Origin of the sequence: Blautia pseudococcoides (assembly GCF_001689125.2) — a bacterium.
In the GTDB taxonomy this organism is placed as follows: Bacteria; Bacillota; Clostridia; order Lachnospirales; family Lachnospiraceae; genus Blautia; species Blautia pseudococcoides.
The window spans coordinates 1004025-1024138 of the sequence record NZ_CP015405.2 but is presented as its reverse complement, the minus strand read 5'-3'; the positions used below and the strand labels follow the sequence as shown (position 1 = coordinate 1024138).

General features: G+C 46.9%; 19 protein-coding genes. 7 read left to right on the top strand and 12 right to left on the bottom strand.

Annotated elements, in window-relative coordinates:
* Positions 1 to 31: 31 nt before the first annotated feature.
* Entirely contained in the window at positions 32 to 976 is a 945-nt protein-coding gene (locus A4V09_RS04720) for a DMT family transporter (protein ID WP_065541326.1), read from the top strand.
* A 60-nt stretch (positions 977 to 1036) separates the two neighbouring features.
* Here A4V09_RS04720 and A4V09_RS04715 read toward each other — a convergent pair whose 3' ends face one another.
* Both A4V09_RS04715 and A4V09_RS04710 read right to left on the bottom strand, forming a co-directional pair.
* Entirely contained in the window at positions 1037 to 1618 is a 582-nt protein-coding gene (locus tag A4V09_RS04715) for a cyclase family protein (RefSeq protein ID WP_065541325.1), read from the bottom strand.
* Between the two features lie 55 nt (positions 1619 to 1673).
* A complete protein-coding gene (locus A4V09_RS04710; protein ID WP_065541324.1) occupies positions 1674 to 2330 on the bottom strand; it encodes an HAD-IA family hydrolase in 657 nt (218 codons plus the stop codon).
* Between the two features lie 226 nt (positions 2331 to 2556).
* On the opposite strand from A4V09_RS04710, the gene A4V09_RS04705 reads away from it, so the two are divergent.
* On the top strand, positions 2557 to 3915 hold the full coding sequence (locus tag A4V09_RS04705; protein ID WP_065541323.1) for an MATE family efflux transporter: 1359 nt from the start codon (positions 2557 to 2559) through the stop codon (positions 3913 to 3915).
* Between the two features lie 65 nt (positions 3916 to 3980).
* On the opposite strand, the gene yaaA is transcribed toward A4V09_RS04705, so the two are convergent.
* Positions 3981 to 4721 carry a peroxide stress protein YaaA gene (gene yaaA / locus A4V09_RS04700; protein ID WP_065541322.1) on the bottom strand — a complete coding sequence of 247 codons (741 nt, stop codon included), beginning with the start codon at positions 4719 to 4721 and terminating at the stop codon, positions 3981 to 3983.
* 162 nt (positions 4722 to 4883) lie between these two features.
* On the opposite strand from yaaA, the gene A4V09_RS04695 reads away from it, so the two are divergent.
* On the top strand, positions 4884 to 5558 hold the full coding sequence (locus A4V09_RS04695) for an HAD family hydrolase (RefSeq protein WP_065541321.1): 675 nt from the start codon (positions 4884 to 4886) through the stop codon (positions 5556 to 5558).
* Here A4V09_RS04695 and A4V09_RS04690 read toward each other — a convergent pair.
* The 4 genes from A4V09_RS04690 to A4V09_RS04675 form a co-directional block, all read right to left on the bottom strand.
* Positions 5512 to 5814, bottom strand: a complete 303-nt coding sequence (locus tag A4V09_RS04690) for a cysteine-rich small domain-containing protein (protein WP_065541320.1) — start codon at positions 5812 to 5814, stop codon at positions 5512 to 5514. The two genes, A4V09_RS04695 and A4V09_RS04690, sit on opposite strands and share 47 nt — an antisense overlap.
* Before the next feature lie 68 nt (positions 5815 to 5882).
* The gene (locus A4V09_RS04685) at positions 5883 to 6305 is read right to left on the bottom strand and encodes a bacteriohemerythrin (protein WP_065541319.1); all 423 of its coding nucleotides are present in this window, start codon (positions 6303 to 6305) and stop codon (positions 5883 to 5885) included.
* A 70-nt stretch (positions 6306 to 6375) separates the two neighbouring features.
* A complete protein-coding gene (locus tag A4V09_RS04680; RefSeq protein ID WP_065541318.1) occupies positions 6376 to 10308 on the bottom strand; it encodes an ATP-binding protein in 3933 nt (1310 codons plus the stop codon).
* Between the two features lie 13 nt (positions 10309 to 10321).
* Positions 10322 to 11863, bottom strand: a complete 1542-nt coding sequence (locus tag A4V09_RS04675; RefSeq protein ID WP_065541317.1) for an extracellular solute-binding protein — start codon at positions 11861 to 11863, stop codon at positions 10322 to 10324.
* Between the two features lie 155 nt (positions 11864 to 12018).
* On the opposite strand from A4V09_RS04675, the gene A4V09_RS04670 reads away from it, so the two are divergent.
* The gene (locus A4V09_RS04670) at positions 12019 to 13185 is read left to right on the top strand and encodes a cation diffusion facilitator family transporter (RefSeq protein ID WP_065541316.1); all 1167 of its coding nucleotides are present in this window, start codon (positions 12019 to 12021) and stop codon (positions 13183 to 13185) included.
* Between the two features lie 36 nt (positions 13186 to 13221).
* On the opposite strand, the gene A4V09_RS04665 is transcribed toward A4V09_RS04670, so the two are convergent.
* From A4V09_RS04665 to A4V09_RS24185, 4 genes are all read right to left on the bottom strand, one after another.
* The gene (locus A4V09_RS04665; protein ID WP_065541315.1) at positions 13222 to 13878 is read right to left on the bottom strand and encodes a lysoplasmalogenase family protein; all 657 of its coding nucleotides are present in this window, start codon (positions 13876 to 13878) and stop codon (positions 13222 to 13224) included.
* Between the two features lie 100 nt (positions 13879 to 13978).
* Positions 13979 to 15316, bottom strand: coding sequence for an MATE family efflux transporter (locus A4V09_RS04660; protein ID WP_171285814.1), 1338 nt, complete (start codon positions 15314 to 15316; stop codon positions 13979 to 13981).
* Entirely contained in the window at positions 15309 to 15746 is a 438-nt protein-coding gene (locus A4V09_RS04655) for a MarR family winged helix-turn-helix transcriptional regulator (protein ID WP_065541314.1), read from the bottom strand. The genes A4V09_RS04660 and A4V09_RS04655 overlap by 8 nt, the downstream gene beginning before the upstream one ends.
* 105 nt (positions 15747 to 15851) lie before the next feature.
* Positions 15852 to 15989 carry an ABC transporter permease gene (locus A4V09_RS24185; protein WP_157123449.1) on the bottom strand — a complete coding sequence of 46 codons (138 nt, stop codon included), beginning with the start codon at positions 15987 to 15989 and terminating at the stop codon, positions 15852 to 15854.
* 263 nt (positions 15990 to 16252) lie between these two features.
* On the opposite strand from A4V09_RS24185, the gene A4V09_RS04650 reads away from it, so the two are divergent.
* From A4V09_RS04650 to A4V09_RS04640, 3 genes are all read left to right on the top strand, one after another.
* Positions 16253 to 16945 carry an iron-sulfur cluster assembly scaffold protein gene (locus tag A4V09_RS04650; protein ID WP_065541313.1) on the top strand — a complete coding sequence of 231 codons (693 nt, stop codon included), beginning with the start codon at positions 16253 to 16255 and terminating at the stop codon, positions 16943 to 16945.
* 47 nt (positions 16946 to 16992) lie between these two features.
* Positions 16993 to 18003: a GGGtGRT protein gene (locus A4V09_RS04645; RefSeq protein ID WP_065541312.1), complete on the top strand. Its 1011-nt coding sequence runs from the start codon at positions 16993 to 16995 to the stop codon at positions 18001 to 18003.
* 194 nt (positions 18004 to 18197) lie between these two features.
* Complete coding sequence (locus A4V09_RS04640) at positions 18198 to 18389, top strand: hypothetical protein (RefSeq protein WP_065541311.1); 192 nt, start codon at positions 18198 to 18200, stop codon at positions 18387 to 18389.
* 1085 nt (positions 18390 to 19474) lie between these two features.
* Here the strand turns inward: A4V09_RS04640 and A4V09_RS04635 are convergent.
* On the bottom strand, positions 19475 to 20089 hold the full coding sequence (locus A4V09_RS04635) for a peptidase E (RefSeq protein WP_065541310.1): 615 nt from the start codon (positions 20087 to 20089) through the stop codon (positions 19475 to 19477).
* Between the last annotated feature and the right edge of the window lie 25 nt (positions 20090 to 20114).

The window sequence follows — 20114 nt, the reverse complement described above, 5'->3', positions numbered from 1 at the left end:
TACCAAACAGCCAAAGAAGGAGTTTATATACATGACAGCCAAACAATCTAAGAATTTTATACTGCTGTTCACCGCCGCAGTCATCTGGGGAGTGGCCTTTGTGGCGCAGAGCGTGGGCATGGACTATGTAGGTCCCTATACATTCAATATGGTAAGAACTCTGCTTGGCGGTCTTGTCCTCATCCCCTGCATTTTCCTTCTGGGCAGAAAAAATGCCCGGAAGGACCGTGAGAAGAACCAGCCCTCCCAGGCACTTGACCGTCCCCGTGACCTGATCATAGGCGGCGGACTGTGCGGCCTGATGCTATTTATATCCACCTCTCTTCAACAGGTGGGCATTCAGTATACTACCGTGGGCAAAGCGGGATTTATCACTGCATTATATATTATCATTGTGCCTATTCTCGGTATTTTCCTGAAAAGGAAACCGGGACTGCGTATCTGGATCAGTGTGGTGACCGCACTGGTAGGACTGTATCTTCTGTGTATGACAGGAAGCCTTTCCCTGAGCAAAGGAGACTTTCTCATATTAATCTGCTCTTTCTGTTTTTCCATCCATATTATGGTGGTGGATCATTATTCAGCGAAGGTGAGCGGAACCAAACTCTCCTGTATCCAGTTTTTCGTGACGGCTGTTCTGTCGGCGATTCCCATGTTTCTTCTGGAAACGCCGAAGATGAGCAATATTCTGCAGGCATGGCTGCCCATCCTCTATGCGGGAATCCTTTCCTGCGGTGTAGCCTATACTTTCCAGATCATCGGTCAAAAGGGTTGTGATCCTACCATTGCTTCCCTGATCTTAAGCCTGGAATCTGTCGTTTCCGTTCTGGCGGGGTGGGTCATTCTTCACCAGCACCTGTCTGTCAAAGAGATGATCGGCTGTGTTCTCATGTTCGCTGCCATTATCCTGGCACAGGTCAATCCCAAAAGAGAGGGTGCAGACACAAACTCCCTGGAAAGGGAAACGGTATCCTGAATCTATAGAACCATGGTGCAGATAAAAAATGGTGCCGGCTTGTATGCCGACACCATTTTTTTACATTTCCATAAGAACCGGGCGCACAGGTGAGCCGTCCAAATCCGCCATTTTCATTGGCTGAGCTGCCAGAAAATACTCTCCTTTTGGAACCTCTCCCAATACAAGCCCCTCTACAATGACAATCTCCGCCCCCAAAAGGATCTGATGTATCTCCTTCTGGGTATCCTGATCTCCTACCGTCTGGTCCTCCACACCGATCAGATCCAGTTCTGCCCCCGCACAAACACATGCAGCTTGGGGTGTCAGCAGAATATGGCCTTTTAAAAGCAGCTTTTTCGTGCCGTCCGCAAGCATCCGCTCCATATCTTCTGCCTGTATTGTACCTGTAAAATCTGCAACTTTGCATGTTCCCATACATTTTTCCAGGGGGATCCTGTCCACTCCGTGCTTTCCTGCGCAAAAGTGCTTTGGCGCGTCTAAATGTGTACCGTTATGGCTTCCCATGGTGAGCACTGTGAGATTACAGGCATCTCCTCTTTCTATCTCATAGTAAGGTGTTTTTCCCGGCACCGGGTCTCCCGGATACGCCGGGGTTGAAAACAGCTCTTTTCCTATATCATACATTTTCTTTACTTTCATGTGTAATTCCTCTTTCCCTGTATCCGTTTCAGGCTTCTGTGCTATTCCCTGCCTTTCACTGACCTTTCAGCAGGTATTCTTCCAGTTCTTTCACACTTTTCACGATCTTGTCCGCACCGGCTTCTGACAGCTCCTCATAACTGCCGTATCCGTATGTAACTCCAATGCAGGAAATCCCAGCCTGTCTTGCACCGTTTACATCCTGGTTCCTGTCCCCGATCATGACAGCGGCCTCTCTTCTGTCCTGGTATCCCAGTCTGTCAAGGACGATCTCAATAACATCTGCCTTGGACATCTTCATCTTATCCGGGTCACTGCCAACGATTTCCTGAAAGTATCCTGTCAGTCCGAAATGTTCCAGGATCCGTTTCACCAATCCGTCCGGCTTAGAGGAAGCCACTCCCAGTGTATATCCCTTCCCGTTCAGGGTCTCCAGCATTTCCCTGATGCCTTCATAGGGGCGGTTCTCAAAAAGTCCTGTCACATTATACCGTTCCCTGTAATAATGGACGCCCTTAACCGCCTCCTCCTCAGACATACCGCAGTAGCGCACAAATTGTTCCAGCAGAGGCGGGCCTACAAACACCTCCAGAGCCTTCAGATCCTCAGCCTCTCTTCCCAGCTTACGCAGCGCATACTGGACTGATTTTGTGATTCCCTCTCCGGATGCAGTCAAAGTGCCATCCAGGTCAAATAACAATACTTGATACATATTTTCTCTCTCCCTAGGCAGTCATAAGTTGCTGTTCACAGTTACGATTCACCGTATACGGAACGCGTCATTTTTTCATTATAGACAAAAACCCACTTAAAAACAAGAACAAGTCAAAATATTATAGATTTTTCTCCAATTATTGTATGACATTTTTATAAAAATCCTTTATACTGAAGGTTAGCATACAAAAAAATACAATATAAATTTGGAGAGGTTTTACATAATGGAAATTGCAGCAACAAGACAATCAACCTTCTATAAAGACATGTTCCGGCTGGCACTGCCCATTGTCATCCAGAACCTGATCACCACAGCGGTCAGCTCTGCCGATGTGATCATGCTGGGCTGGGTCAGCCAGACTGCCCTGGCAGCCGGCTCCCTGGCAAGCCAGATCATGTTTATCCTGAATCTGGTCTACTCCGGTATCGCTTCCGGAGTCATTATGCTGGCAGCACAGTATTGGGGCAAACAGGATACGGAAACCATTGAGCGGATCATGGGAATCGGTATGCGGTTATCCATCCTCATATCCTCCCTGTTTTTCGTGCTGGCCTGTTTCTTCCCCAGACTGCTCATGGTGATCTTCACCTCAGACCAGGACCTTATCGCTGCCGGCATTCCTTATCTGAGGATTGTGGGCATCTCTTACCTGTTCATGAGCATTTCGCAGGTTTACCTGTGCACCATGCGCTCCATTGAGAGGGTGATCTTTGCCACTGCCACCAACGCGTCCGCTTTGGGGCTGAATATTATATTGAACGCAGTATTTATTTTCGGGCTGTTCGGGCTTCCCAGAATGGGGATCGTGGGTGTCGCCATGGCCACCACCATAGCAAGAGGTGTGGAGCTTGCCATCTGTCTTTTAGATGCCTGCCGTTTTAAAACCATACGTTTCCGGCCCAAAACGATCATAGAACGCCATAAACTGCTCTTTAAAGATTTTATCCGCTATTCTCTTCCGGCCTTTGGCAATGAAGTTTCCTGGGGTGTGGCGTTTTCCATGTACTCTGTGATCATGGGACATCTGGGCAGTGACATGGTGGCTGCCAACGCCGTGGTTATTGTAGCCAGAAATCTGGGTACTGTGGTCTGCTTTGGCCTTGCGAATGCCGGTGCTATCCTGCTTGGCAAATCCATAGGCGCAGGATTTATGGATACTGTGAAGGAGGATTCCACAAGGTTCTGCAAGATCACGTTTATCAGCGGAATCGTAGGGGGAATCATTATTTTCCTTCTGCGGCCCCTGTTTATGAACATGGCTGACCTGACTCCCACTGCGCAGGAATATCTGAGCACCATGCTCTATATCAATATGTACTATGTACTGGGACAGGCCATGAATACCACGGTTATCTGCGGTATCTTCCGCTCCGGCGGTGATTCCCGATGGGGATTTCTCTGTGACTTTATTGATATGTGGCTGTTCGCAGTTCCATTGGGCTTTATCAGCGCCTTTTTACTGAAGCTTCCGCCTATGTGGGTTTATTTCCTTATCTGTCTGGACGAATTTGTAAAAATGCCCTTTATCTACCGGCATTACAAGAGTTACAAATGGCTGCAGAATATCACCAGGGATTTCTGACCTTCTATACAACAAAGCCTCCCCGGGTATCTTTGCTGATATCCCGGGAAGGCAGTCTCTTACTGCTATTTCAGAAAAACCAGCTCCTTCTCCGTAGAACGGCTGGGATCGAATCCATAGGCAAGACCGGAAAACTCTTTTATCTCTTCCGGCTCCGTAAAATTCTTCTCAGAAAGCCACCGCACCATCTCGCCTCTTGCCATCTTCGCCATGGTCCCCTTTACCTTTACTTTTCCATCCAAAAGCTCCCCGAAAACGCAGGTGACAAAACGCATTTCCCGGTCCGCATATTTTTCTGCTGCCCTGCTGTATTCTTTTGATGCCAGATTCAGTATAAACTCTTCGCCTTCTGCCAGTTCTCTGTAAATCCTGTCCCCCCAGAAGGCATATAAGTCTTTTGTCTGGTCCATCCCCAATTTTGCCTGCATCTCCAGGCGGTAAGGGATCACTCCGTCCGTAGGTTTCAGCACACCGTAAAGTCCTGACAGGATCCGCAGGTGCTCCCTCACATACACCCACTGCTTCTTTGAGAACACCTGGGGCGCCATATACTGGTACTGGATCCCCTCATAGGACAGAACCGCAGGTGTCATATTTTTATCCGGCTCCAGCTCCTTCAGCCTCAGATAATTTTCTTCGGCAATCCTGTCATTACACTGCCACAGCTGTTTCAATTCCCCATATTCCATCCCTTTGAGTCTGCCTCTCAAAAGCTTTGCCTCCTCTATAAAAACAGGCATGGTTGTCTCAAAAGGTTCATCTGTATTTATATTCATCTTCTTCGCCGGTGAAATAATAATCTTCATTTGTAATTCTGTAACTGTCTTATGCCATCACAATGTTACGGATCTTAACACTCACAGTTACCTGCTCCTTTCTCTTCCTCCAAAAAGTTTAGCACAATCGCCGATTCTATGCTATAATAGATTTGCTTTTTTGTCTGAGAAAATTTTACAGGAGATAAAAAAATGAATATAAAAGCAGTGATTTTTGATATGGACGGGCTGATGTTTGATACGGAACGCCTGATGAAGGCAGGATGGGAGGAAGCCAGCCGTGAGATGGGATTTACCCTGACAGAATATCATTTAAGCCAGATGCGCGGGGGAACAAGGGAACGGAGCAGTAAACTTTTTGAGGAATGGTTCCAGGGAACCGTGGACTATGACCAGGGCCGCGCCATACGGACCCGATATCAAAAAGAATATATTGAAAAACACGGTGTGCCTGTGAAGAAGGGACTGATGGAACTCTTTACATACTTAAAGGAACATGAGATTCCGGCTGCGGTTGCCACCTCCACCCCCAGATGTGATGCTTCCCGTTACTGGGACATGGCAGGTGTTACAACGTATATCGCCGCCTCGGTGTGCGGGGACGAGGTACAGAATGGTAAACCGGACCCGGAAATCTTTCTGACTGCCGCGGAAAAATTACAGACACCGCCGAAGCAGTGCCTGATATTGGAGGACAGCTTAAACGGCATCCGCGCTGCCAAAGCCGCAGGCGCCCGGTCCTGTATGGTGCCGGACCTGACCCCTGCAGTGGATGAGATCCGCCCATTCTGTGACATCATATGTGAAGATTTGTCCCAGGTTATTCCTTATCTGGATTCCTGCGGTTCTTTTTTGCAATCTCCATGATCTCGTTATATTTGCCTGTAATGTACCCGAAATTATCCCTTTTATGGGGAAGGCCGCATTTGCTGCAGTCCTTGATGCCTTCTTTGGTATAGTGAAAATTTCCTCCGCACTGGTCGCCCAGAGCGTACAAAGGACAGTAGCAGAACAGGCAGTTAAAATTTTCCGTGTCATTTGTTTTGTGACAGGGAAAGTATTCACAGTCCTTATGGCTGAAAAAGGCGTACTGTTTGCCCTCCCAGTATTTTTCCTTGCTCATAATATCAGCCTTTCTATTGTCATGAATGAAAGGAGGCGGGGCACCTAAGCACCCGCCCTCTTATGATCTTACAGTCTCTCCGGATTGGAGCGCATAAATTTGTACTCAGCTACGGAACGGTCAAATCCTTTGATATGGTCATATAACCAGTCCACAACATTTTTTTCCACCTGTTTTACAAAGTTTTCGGTGGGGCCTTCCTCTTCCTCCAGCATCTCCTGAAGCTCTTTCACTGCCTGGCGGAATTCGTTATGTTTTTCCCTGTGCTTTTCCAGTCCCGGATATTCGATCTCCTCCTGGAGCTTTTCCTCTGCACTGAAATGAAATTCTGTGTAGTCAAGCAGGTAATCCAGCATTTTAACTGCCTTTACCTTGCCCTGTCCATCCTCACAGCTCTCCAAAAGCTGGTTGATCTTGCCAATCAGCTCCTTGTGCTGGGAATCGATCATGTCATTACCGGTTACCAGAGATTCATCAAATTCTGCTCTCATAAATCAATACCTCCTGTACATTCTATTAACCATTATCTGCAATACAGATAAGAGTTACCACAATCAGTTACTATTTTCTGCTGCCTGTGACCTTTAACAGCATCTGCAGCAGTTCCTTAAAGTCTATGGGCTTTGCCAGATGGCCGTTCATGCCGCTCTCAATAGACTTTTTCATATCCTCGTCAAAAGCATTGGCCGTCATGGCAATAATTGGTATGGTCCTTGCGTCTTCCCTGGGCAGCTTCCGTATCTCCTTGGTGGCCTCCAGGCCATCCATAACCGGCATACGGATATCCATAAGGACAGCGTCATAATATCCCGGTTCTTTTTCAGAGAATGCTTTCACGCCCTGAAACCCGTTGTCAGCCCGCTCCGCCTGAATTCCATGAAGGTTCAGGATCGAGCCTGCGATCTCCGCATTCAGTTCGTTGTCCTCCACCACCAGAACTCTTTTGCCCCGCAGTGAATCTGTCTCTTTTGAAACATTCTCTTCCTCTTCCTGCTTTGTGCCGTCTTCCAGGGTAATGGCAAAGGAGAATGTGCTGCCTTTGTCAGGCTCGCTCTCCAGGTTGATCTCCCCATCCATCATCTGCACTAACTGGCTGCTGATGGCAAGCCCCAGGCCTGTTCCTCCAAACCTGCGTGCGGTACTCTCGCCTGCTTGTTCAAAAGAATGGAAGATCCGCTTCTGGTCCTCTGCCTCGATTCCGATGCCTGTGTCTTCCACAGAGAAGGAAATTTCCGTCTGATCCGGTGCAGTCCGGCGCTGGTTCACAGCAAACAGGATATGTCCGTCTTTGCCGGTAAATTTCAGCGCATTTCCCAGAAGATTGATCATCACCTGTTTCAGGTGCATGGCGTCTCCCACCACCCATTTCTGCACAAAATGTGTTTCCGTTGTATAGATGATCCCCTTCTGGACAGCCTGAGGCCTAATCAAATCATCCATATCCCTCACCCACTGCTCCAGATCAAAATCCAGCAGTTCCAGTTTCATCTTGCCGCTTTCAATCTTGGACATATCCAGTATATCATTAATCAGCGAAAGAAGATAGTCCGAAGAGGTACTGATTTTTTCCAGATATGTCTGCACCTTTGGCGGTACCTCCCTATCCTGCATGGCAATTTCCGTCATACCTATAATAGCATTCATAGGTGTTCGGATCTCATGGGACATTCTGGAGAGGAATTCACTTTTTGCCTTGCTGGCCTGGTCATAATGGACTTTGTTTAAGTTATTCTCTATGATCTTGGCAGCCTCCTGGATGTTGCTCTGCTCCTTTTTATCCCACAGAACCGCCCCTTCTTCTGCCAACAGCGTTATGGAGCCTATGTATTTTCCACCATCTGTCATGGGGACACTGAAGCCCCTTTTTCTCTCAGGCAGCATGAGAAACTTCCGCTGCTGCTCTGTCATCTGTTTCCCGTCAAGCAGGAAAGGCTCACCTCTGTACTGCTCTGCAAGCGCTTTGAATTCCTCTGCGGTAAAGCGCTTCATATCCTTCCCCTGATAATCTGCAGGATTCTTATGCCACTGATGGGAAATATAAGCCGTATGGAAATCCCGGTCCACGGAAGTCATCAGGATGTCCGTCGCCCCGTAATAATGTCCCATCTTGACAAAGAGCACTGCCAGAATGGAAGCCATATCCCCGCCCTTGTCAAAGAAGTTCAGGGTGAGGGATACCATATTAAGCTGGGGACCGCTGGTGATGCTGGCTATATCATTGATCTCCGTCAGGATATTTTCCTTTGTCTGGCTTGGGATCTCCCGGTAGAAATACACCCTGCCGTCCTTTTTCTGCTTTGCAAAAGTCAGGGCGCATCGCACCCGGCGCAAAAGCTGGACATATCCCAGGTTAGTGTTATTCCTCATACAGGCTCCTGCGGATAAGTGAATGCTGAATTCTGCTCCCTGGTAAAGCTGGGCGATCTCTCTTCGCACCTCATCTAAAAACTGCTCTGTCTCCTCCCTGGTAAACCCTGCAAGCCAGATAAGGATTTCATCTCCGCCCTGGCGCACCAATATGATCTCTCTTGCCTCTGTCCGCTTTAGCTGTTCTTTTTTTGTAAGGAGCAGACTTCCGATCTCTTCCAGGATCACATCCCCGAAGATAAGGCCATAGGTTTCATTCAGTATCCGAAATTCATCCAGATCCAGTAGCGCCATGCATCCACTGTCCCCCCGGGCAAGCACCTCTGTCAGATACCGCCGTCCCTCTCTCTGTGTATGCAGTTTTGTGATAGGGTCCCGCTTTGCGGATTCAATCTCCCTGAGTTCCTGCATCTTCTGCTCATGGATATCCCGTATGCTGCCGATGATCTTGCTTTTCCCGCCGTTCTCATCCCGGATCACCTCACCCTTTAACAGCCTCCAGCGGAATTCCTCAGTGCCCCCTCTTTTTCCGCGGAATTCTATATGGATCTCATCTTCATCCCCGTAGAATGCTCTTTTTAACTTACTGATATCCTCCATAAAAGTCCGGCTGCTTAAGAGCTCCAGGTTCTCCGTGATTTTATATCTGACTGCCTGTCCGTCACGCTGAGGATAGTTGAACAATTCAATTTCCTCTTTGCCTAAATCATATGTAAAGAAAATATCGTCACTGCTCTGCAGCGCGATCCGGTACCTTTCCTTTTCCTCTGTCAGTCCCCTCTCAGCCATTTCCTGCCGTCTGGTCAGATTTTTCACCACATCATACAGCTCATCCACCTCCGACACACCGGAGGCTTTAAAACGTTCCAGACTCTTGCCGGTACTGCTGCGTATACATTCTGCCAGACGCCGGATGGGATCGGTCACATGGTTCGCCACCAGGTAGGTACAGATAATCCCAAATACAAGGGCTGCCAGGATCGCTGCCAATACCTTCCACAAAATCTGCTGTCCGATCCCGAAAATGGCATCGTCCTTCTGAATCCCCACAAGGAGCCATTCCTCATCCTCAAAAGGCGTATTGGTATTATAGAGATGCAGCTTTTTCGCCGATGCGTAAAGCTTTCCGTCATCTTCATCCTCATCCAGAGTATAGACCTGGTCAAATTTGCTCTCCTGGACATTCAGAAACGGCCCCAGCGCCCGGAGCCGTTCTCCCAGGACTCCGGAGGCCACAAGAGGAGCCCACTTGTTCTTCTCCGTACTCTTAACCAGAAGATACCCGCTCTGTTCATTTTTATTCAGTTCACCGGCTGGAAGCATATCCACAATATGGCTGCTGGACACCTCCACGCCCATAACCCCGTACACCACCCCGTTGCTGATCAGAGGGACCGAGTAGGTAAGCGCAGGATATTCCCCGCCGCTCTTACCTTCGTTCAGGGAGAAGGGACTGCTCCAGTATCCAAGGTTTGTATAGCTGGCATTTGGGGTTTCCAGTGCCGCTTCATAAGGTTTGTAAAAGAAGTTATCCCTGGAATTCTTCCCGGAAGGCTCAAACGTAAAATCCGTAGTCCAGTAGCTGTCCAGGGCAACCCCTGTCTGATGGACAATATCCCTGCCTCCGCGCTCCATGAGCACATCAGAGTAATCCAGTGAATTTGCGGATGGGTCAGCATCTCTGAAATAATATCCTCTGCATGTCATGCTGCCCTCTTCATTCTCCTCGTCTTGATTGGCCAAAACCAGGAAACTGCCTGTCACCTCATTTTTTCTGAGCTGATACAGGCTGGACAGCGCTGTATTCTGCAGGAGCTGTTTCTGGAGCCCGCTGTCATCCAGAAACTCCTCCACTGTTATCCGGTTAAATGACAGAAGGGAATCCAGCTCCCTGCTGATTTTCTCCTCATTTTCACTGACTTCCATCCAGTGCTGGACCATATTGTTTTCCAACGTAATTTTCCTGTTCTCCACTGTCTGTTCCATAATTCCCACAGCATAGGAGTCCAGCAGCCGCATTGTGCCGCCGATCAGGACGGTTCCGTATGAAAGAAGGCTTTGTATCACAAGCACCCCAATGAGAGGGATGCAAAACAGCGCCAATATAGTCCACTTTCTTTTCCTCATTTTTTATTCCGCCTTATTCTACTTTATTCAAGATATTCTGCAAAGCCGCAACAAAGTCATTATACCAGCTCTGGAAGGACTCCTCAGACACATAAGATGCACATGCCTCCTCCAGGGTCTGTCCCTGGGCGATCAGCTCCTGTACAGCCATTCTGTCCTCCGCTGCCTTATCTGCCATATTATACTCCAGAACTTTCCTGGCCTCTGTTCCGTTCTCAAAAGCCTTGGTGGTATATGGCGTTGCATCTTCCAGAGTACCGAACAGGCTGTCTAAAACATCATAAGTCTTGTCCGGGATCTCCAGTCCCTGCCCGGCAACCACCTTGTCAACAGCCTCCAGGGAATTTGCCGCCTTCTTCACCGGAAGATATCCTGATGCGCAGCTAAAACGGATATTGTTCTCTGTCTCTGTGAACCACTTCAAAAATAGTACCGAGGCGTATTCCTCCTCCTTGGTTGTCTCTGTGACAACCATTCCGGCTCCCTGCTGCACAATATAATCACCTCCGTCCGCAAAAGAGGGCGCGGGCAGGACCATATAGTCGATGGGGTAAACATTGTCCTCCTGTTCCACCTCATCCGGGAAATACATGGATGCTGTGGAGGAACCTGTAAATGCCAGGATCTCTCCTATTTTCACATCATCTGAGCGGAATTTTCCATATGCTGTAAAGTATCCCTTCACAAAGGGCACATAGAAATTATCCCATATTTTCTTCATGATCTCTTGGTCTGCTGCAACGGATGCTTTGCCGTTCTCCACCTGGAAAATATCCTGGCCCTGTTGTTTGGAGCCTATGACAAAAAGGTTCGCAACCGAATCTCTTCCATAAAAAGCTTTTCCGTCCTCCGGCACATCCGGGGTCAGAGAGTCTGTCCACTCGTAATACTTTTGTGCGGTTTCCGTTACGCCCTCCAAGGTGGAGAGATCTTCCAGTGTCGCACCGGCTGCCTCCGCGAATTTATCCCAGTCTGTTTTATTCATCATAAAGATCTCACTGGACTTTGCTGTGGGGAAAATACGGAGCGTATTGCCTTCACCGATCCTTCCCTCCTCTATATAGGAATCCACGTATTCATCCAGTTCCTCCTGGGACATATAGGCAGAGATATCTGCCAGCTTCCCTCTGCTGTCCACCGTGTAGGCCGCGTCTGCGTAAGCTGAGAAAATATTGGGCATTTCCTGAGCCCCCACTTCCTCATTCAGGGAGGCCATCACAGTGTCCTCCAGTTCATTTACATTTCCCTGGCTGTACCCTTTTACAAAGATGCCTTTTTCTTTTCCCACAGTCTCATTGAACTCATTGACAAGTTCATCAAAAGCCACCTGCTGGGCACCATTATAGTAATGCCAGACTGTGATGGAGATTGGTTTGTCCGGATCGAGTTTCACAGCAGACTGGTCATTCTCGTCCTTCCCTTCCGCTTCTTCCTCCTGCTTATTCTGCTCCTCATTCCCGGCCTTTGTACTGTCACTGCCGCATCCGGCAAGAAGCCCGGCAGTCAGTGACGCGGCCAGCATCAGGCAGCAGATAGATTTCATCCTCTTTTTCATATGTAATTACCCCTCTGTTATCTATATTTCATTTCCTATAATCATATCATTCGCATACGGGAATGTAAATCTTTTTCCTGCTTGCTTGCGTCTTTCCAAACTTTCGTATAAAATAAACAGGGGATTTCACAAAATCTGTATTTGGAGGAAGATATATGATTCAATTATTAGCGCGTCTTTTTATCAAAGATCACAAAAACACAGCTGCGCCAAAGGTACGTCAGGCCTATGGCATTTTAAGTGGTGCCGTAGGGATTTTTCTCAATATCCTGTTGTTTGCCGGGAAATTCGCTGCGGGAATGCTGAGCGGTTCCATTGCTATCACGGCAGATGCCTTCAATAACCTTTCTGATGCCGGTTCCTCTGTGATCACCCTGATCGGATTTAAGATGTCTGGTCAGAAGCCGGACCCGGAACACCCCTTCGGTCATGGCCGAATTGAGTATATATCCGGTCTGTTTGTATCGGTAGCCGTATTGATCATGGCATTTGAGCTGGTAAAGTCGTCCATAGAAAAACTGCGCAGCCCTGCCCCGGTGGACAGCAGCCCTCTGATCCTTGTCATCCTGTGTGTCTCTATCCTGGTAAAAATGTATATGGCTTATTATAACAAATCCCTCAGCCGGAAGCTGGACAGCGCAGCCATGTCCGCCACGGCCGCTGATTCTCTCAGTGATACCGTGTCCACAGCCGTTGTACTGGCTGCCACTTTGATCGGACGTTATACCGGTATCCTCATTGACGGGTGGTGCGGTATCCTGGTAGGATTGTTCATCTTTTATACTGGTATCCAGGCCTTAAGAGAAACCATGAATCCTCTGCTTGGGCAGCCTCCCAAGGAGGACTTTGTGAAGAAGATTGAGTCCCTTGTCACCGCCCACCCTACAGTCCAGGGCATTCATGACCTGATCGTCCATGACTACGGTCCCGGCAGGCTGATGATCTCCCTCCACGCTGAGGTGCCCGCAAGCGGCAATATTCTGCAGATCCATGACGAGATAGACAATATAGAAAAAGAACTTCAGGAAAAACTGCACTGTTCCGCTACCATACATATGGACCCTATCGTTACCGACAATGTCCATATCAACCATCTCAAAGCGGAGGCGGACCGTATCATCAGCGAAATTTCACCCCGGCTCACTATGCACGATTTCCGTGTGGTGGAGGGTCCGACCCATTCCAATCTGATCTTTGACCTGGTCATCCCCCACGATTTTCCCATGACAGAGGTGGATGTCGTAAACCGGGTCAAGGAGCAGATCCGGACTCTGCAGGGTTGTTACTACGCTGTCATCCAGGTAGACCACAGTTTCGCTTAAAAAAGAGGAAAGCTGCGCGCACAGCTTTCCTCTTTTTTATCCCGGCAGATATCTGCACACAGCCAGCAGGTAAACCGCCCCATAGTACAGAACCAGAAGTATTTTATCTAATTTCCTGCTGTTATTCTCACCCAGCAGGTTTACCGCCAGTATGGTATCAGATGCCAAAAATGCTGCCCCTCCAAGGGCCGCCGCGGCCCCGGACGGTCCCGGGGACTCCAGAAACACCGTCCCTGCCATGGAAAACATGGCACAGAGAAAGGCCACGTAGAGTGCCCCCAACACCGCCAGCTTTCCCAATTTCCTCATATAAGGCCTGAGTATGGCAAAGAGCACAGCATACACACAGCACAGCAGAACTGCTGTATACCAGGCAGGTGACGCCAGACCCAGCAAACCTGCTATAAAACATACATGGGCTGCGGCAAACACTGCGGCTCCTGTCACAAAATGCACTTCCAGCAGCGCATCTGCTGCCATACAGAAAATGGTTCCCACTGCTATAAACCAGGAGACACGGCTCTGCTCCCTAAGTGCCAGATATAGAGCCGGCAGCACTGCCATCAAAGTGGCAGAAACTTTATATACGATTTCTTTTCTGCCGGTTTTATGTTTTTTCCTCACATACGTGGTTCCCAGAAAAACCATCAGCACCGCTGCTGCTGACAGAAAAAATATTTCCCAACCTTTCAAGCACATCCCCCTTCCCCCGGTTCAGCAGCCAGGCAAAATAAGACACTGAACCTTTATCTTCAGTATACTATATTCGTCCATCCGCGTCTATATTTCATGCTCAGGGAAGATAGTGATATGCTGTTCTTTTCTTAATGGTGTAGAACACAGCCAGGGCAAAAGCCATCAGCTCCGCCGCCACGGACGCGCTCCAGACGCCGTTTACACCAAACAAAACGGAAAAACCGATCAAAAACAGGACCAGAAATAACAGCGTCCGCATAAAGGACAGGATTGCCGAAACCTTTCCATCCCCAAAAGCGGTAAACATGGCAGAACTGAAAATATTATATCCCTTGAACAGATACCCAAAAGCATAAACCATGAGACCTGTCGTGGCAAGTTCATAGACCCGGCTCCCGCGCTCAGCAAAAACAGAGGCCAGATTTCCTGAGAACAACAAGGTTCCCACTGTCATCACCGCACCCACGCCCATACAAAAACCAATGCTGATCTTATACAGTTTCCGAAGCTTTGACACATTTCCTCCTCCGTAATTATAGCTGAACAGTGGAGCCACGCCCATGGAATATCCGAGGCTGATGGCAATCAGCACAAAATCCAGGTAGAGCAGGATAGAGATCGCCGCAACCCCTTCATTGCCCACCAGGCGCATCATTATAATGTTGAACAAAAAGGTGGTGATACTTCCTGACAAGTTACTGACCATCTCGGAAGAACCATTTGTCATGGAATTAAGCAGCACCTTCCAGTCCATTTTAGGCTTTACAAAATGAAGCTCTGCCTTCCGGTTAAAAGTAAAATAAAAAACACTGAAAAACGCAGGGATACAGTAGCCGATTCCCGTTGCTACCGCCGCGCCGGCAATCCCCATATTCAAAACCCCAATGAACACATAATCCAGTATCACGTTGGCCAGCCCCCCTGCCACGGTAACAGTTAGGCCAATGTGGGGCTTTCCGTTTGCCACAAAGAGGCTCTGGAATTCCAACTGCAGAATATTTGCCGGCTGGAAGAAAAGCAGAGGGAACGCATAGGCATAACAATATGCGTAGATATCTTCATTTGCCCCCAGCATGTAAATGATCTTTTCCAGGAAGACAAAAGAGAGAACCGTGATCACAATGCCCAGCCCTACAGCGAACAGTGTGATAAACGTCACGTTCTCGCAAGCCTCCTGCTGTTTTCCCTCGCCCAGTTTTCTTGAAACAATGGCAGTGATGCCGGTTCCGAACATGGTTCCCAGCGCAATGACAAAGCTGAGAAGCGGGTAAACAATATTAACGGCGGAGAAAGCGTCTGTGCCCACAAGCCTTGACACAAACATACCGTCCACCACGGTATAAAGGGACATGACAACCATCATGACCATAGAGGGAAGAGCGAATTTCAGAATCGAGGGAACCGTTATTTTTCTTTCCAGGCCCTGATCAATCATCCTGCATGTTCCTCCATTCATACCCGCTGATGGTTTTCAGCACATCTCCAAACAGCTCTAACTGTTCCTGGGAGTATTTGCCCTTTAATTCCCTCTCTATTTTGTAAAACACCTGGTCGTATACCCCCAAAACCTGGGTGATATGCGGACTCAGCTCCAGATAATAAACCCGCTTGTCTTTTTCGCTCTGCTTTTTTACCACCACGCCCTGCTTTACCAGCTCATTGATCTTCAGGGTCACGGCGGACTTGGTGATCTTCAGCACATCGGCCATCTTGCTGACCGTGCACTCTTTCATCTGTTCGATCACATTGATGTATAAAAGGCTGTTGTAGGAAAGCCCGTTATAATAATCATTTCCGTTCATCACCTGCAGCTCATAGAGCGCCATATGATAATAGAAATTATTGATTTCTTTTACAATTCCCATGTATATCCTCCCAAGTATTTAGTTTTGTGGATTTAATTAAATTCACTTAACTATATTATCAGGAGGATTTCTGTTTGTCAACTGGAATCTTTGCAGCTTTCCCTCTCACCCTGAGTATCGCAGGGCATCAATGGGGCGTTTTTTTGCCGCCTTATTAGCCTGGTACAGGCCAAAGCGCACACCGATCAATCCGGAAAATCCCACAGCCGCCCAGACCACCTCCGGGGCCATGGAAAAACTCATGGCATCCTGGCTCACCTTTAGCCGTCCGCAATAGAAACCAGTACCACCAGGGCAATGACACCGATAATGATCCCAAGCATGGTGAGAAAGGTCCTATGCTTTTTTGTTTTTTTCATTCCTTTCTGCTATAAGACCCCTTACAATTTTACTTTTTTCAAAAATAACTCTGGATTTTTTTGTTACTTTGTGAGAAAATGTCATTGAATAGGACGTTAAATTTCTAACGCACTTAATGTCAATACATTCTTGAAAGGAGTTTTAAAATGATTTATTCACATGAAGTAGAAACAATGTGTCCGGTAGCTCAGGGTGTTAACCACGGCGCTGCTCCCATTCCGGAAGAAGCAAAATGGGTAAAAGCAAAAGAAATAAAGGATATCTCCGGTTTAACACACGGTGTAGGCTGGTGTGCACCACAGCAGGGTACCTGCAAATTAACCTTAAATGTTAAAGAAGGTGTGATTCAGGAAGCTTTGGTGGAGACGATCGGATGTTCAGGTATGACCCATTCTGCAGCTATGGCATCTGAAATTTTACCGGGAAGAACCATTTTGGAAGCTCTTAATACAGACCTTGTCTGCGATGCCATCAATACTGCAATGAGAGAATTATTCCTGCAGATTGTATACGGAAGAACACAGAGTGCTTTCTCAGAAGACGGACTTCCTGTAGGTGCAGGCCTGGAGGATTTAGGAAAAGGACTGAGATCTCAGGTTGGTACCATGTACGGAACCCTCGCAAAAGGACCTCGTTATCTGGAAATGACAGACGGATATGTTACCGGAATCGCTTTAAACGAAGAAGATGAAATCATCGGATACAAATTCGTAAGCTTCGGCAAAATGATGGACTTCATCAAAGCCGGCGATGACGCTAACACTGCTTTTGAAAAAGCGCAGGGACAGTATGGCCGCGTAAACGATGCAGTGAAGATCGTTGACCCGAGAAAAGAGTAATTGTCTCTTACATAAGTCTGGCGTAGAAAGAATAGGAGGATAAATTAATGGCTTTATTTGAATCATATGAAAGAAGAGAGAAACAGATTCTTGCTGTTTTAAAAGAGTACGGAATGAACTCTATCGAAGAAGCTGCTGAGGTGACAAAGGCAGCGGGATTAGATGTATATAACATGGTAGAAGGTATTCAGCCAATCTGCTTTGAAAACGCAAAATGGGCATACACTGTTGGTGCTGCCATTGCGATCAAAAAAGGCTGCAAAAAAGCTGCTGACGCTGCTGCTGCTATCGGCGAGGGACTTCAGTCCTTCTGTATCCCGGGTTCTGTTGCTGACCAGCGTAAAGTAGGTCTTGGACATGGTAATTTAGGAAAAATGCTTCTGGAAGAAGACACAAAATGTTTTGCATTCCTGGCAGGCCATGAGTCCTTCGCTGCTGCTGAGGGTGCCATCGGTATTGCAGAGAAAGCAAACAAAGTCCGCAAAGAGCCTCTGCGCGTTATCTTAAACGGTCTTGGAAAAGATGCCGCTCAGATCATTGCCCGTATCAATGGATTTACATATGTAGAAACAGAGATGGATTATTACACTGGCGAAGTGAAAGAAGTATTCAGAAAAGCATACTCTGAGGGACTTCGTGCCAAAGTAAACTGCTACGGTGCCAACGATGTAACAGAAGGTGTTGCTATCATGCACAAAGAAGGCGTTGATGTTTCCATCACAGGAAACTCCACCAACCCCACAAGATTCCAGCATCCGGTTGCAGGTACTTACAAAAAAGAATGTATCGAACAGGGTAAAAAATACTTCTCCGTTGCTTCCGGCGGCGGTACAGGACGTACCCTTCACCCGGATAACATGGCAGCAGGTCCTGCTTCCTACGGTATGACAGATACTATGGGACGTATGCACTCTGACGCACAGTTCGCTGGCTCCTCTTCCGTTCCGGCTCACGTTGAGATGATGGGCTTGATCGGCGCAGGCAATAACCCGATGGTTGGTATGACCGTTGCGGTTGCGGTTGCGGTTGAAGAGGCTGCAAAAGAAGGTAAATTCTAAGAAATTCATATACCTGCGTTCCTACACTTACCCCGGCCTAAAAGCCGGGGTGTTTTAGTCACAAAACATTTCATTATTTTCATGATTAAACTTTGCATTCTACATATACCAAAGACTCACACGGCTTTGTTTCCAATATCTACCAGTGGAATTTCCCTTGACAGAGGATTACAATTATAGCAGGGGTGAGTTTAATGGATAGTGAAGACAACGCTTTTGAAGAATGGATAAGCCGGTGTGTACTGGAAGAAACTGCGGAAATGATAAAAGACATGGAGAGAGATCCGAAGCTGGACAAATTTGTAGCATCCCAGGAATTGTATGAGCGCATCCTTAAAAAAGCTCACAAACGCGGCTTACTTGTGGAAGAAGATGACGAAGATTAAACTGCCATATGCCTGTAATTGCATCTCTGCTTATTTTATACAGTGCACGATCATAACCCCGGCTCATCACCGGGGCTATGTTCATGCTGCTATTATCCTGCGGAAGCAGTTCTTCCAAAAAAGTTAATCGTCTTCGTAAATTCTTTTCCACAATGTGGGCACGTTACATGTATTTGTGGTCCATCAATATCATTGATGTTTGGGGAGTCACCACCGTTAATGTTCCCTTTCATAAATCTTTCAAAAACCATTCACAATTCTTTTATTTTTTCACCACAGTTTCATCACATTTTCCGGGTATAGTAATACTTAACAAAGGACAACAACCTTTTTCATATAAACTTTTCTTTTTCATACTGCCGGGCCTTATGACCCGGCCCTCCTTCTTTATAGGCTAAATTTCACGTTCATTCGGTTTCCCCCGCATCATTAAAGCATCATGAGATCAAAGGATATCTTGCAGAAAATCCCCGGAGAACCGTTTTCTCCGGGGATTTTTCTATTTTTTTCAAAGACCCTTTAGAATCATTTTATCTTTTCGCCACAATTTCAACACATTTTCCCTGTATATTAATATTCAACAAAGGTAATAACCTTTTTCATATAAACTTTTCTTTTTCTTTTGCCGGGCCTGCTGACCCGGCCCTCCTTTTTATACATCCCACGCATACGAATTGGACTCTTTGTACAACATACTAACAAGGTGATGATATGATAAATGATTTGTCCTGTTTATTATCGCGGAGCAGCAGTACTAGCCGTTCAGGTCGTGCTGCATAGAGAGTATTCCTATCTCCGCACTGCTGCCCAGCTGCATGACACAGCAGGTATATTACTTCGTAAACATGAAAAATGCATATGACAAAGAATTTTACACAAAAAAAGGCCTACCTAAGGCAACTACGCATAAAACAGTATCAACCAACAAACTGCATTAAGGTAGCTGCCAGCTGATTGCCTATCACTTGCTTTTTTCATTTTGTTACGCAGTAAAACCCCATTTTTGAGGGAAAAGGTATAAATTCTTTACCCTTGATGTTTTCGTGTCTGTAAGCCGCTTAAATCAGGGCTCACAAACCTATTCCTTAGTTCTTTTCGATTTTCACATTGTCGTTTTCAATGAGTATTGCTTCGTTATTGCTAATAGCAGATAAAGCCAATGTAGAAGAATAGCTGTCCACTATTTTATGTGCTATTTTTTTGAAAGGTGCATTGGTATAATGTGGGACAGTATAGAACTCTACCAGATTCAAAGCATCAAAGCTCGTCAGCGCAGGGGCTTTTTTCACGCTGTCCATTGCTGCTGCATATTCAATATTGGGTGCTGTAATCATTGCCCCCGCTGACTCTCCTATGTACAATTTTCCTGCATTGACTTCCTGGATAATTATTTTATCTGCCCCTGTTCTTTGTAGTTCTTGCAGCAGGAAAAATGTATTTCCGCCTGTCACATATATAAAATCATTGCCCTTTAATTTGGTGTTTATTTCGTCAGATGTTGCTGTTGATATTTCTAAAACATCAACAATCAGACCTAATTTTTCAAGAGCCTTTTTTCCCGAATTTACATAAAAGACAACCTTTTCTACTACACTTGCAGTGGGGATAAATGTTACGGTTTTACCACTTAAATTTTCTTCAAAGTTTGCAAATATACAGGCTACATCTTTGAAAGATGAAGCTAAAAATAATTTTTTCATATCTTGTGTATGCTCCTTTTCTGTT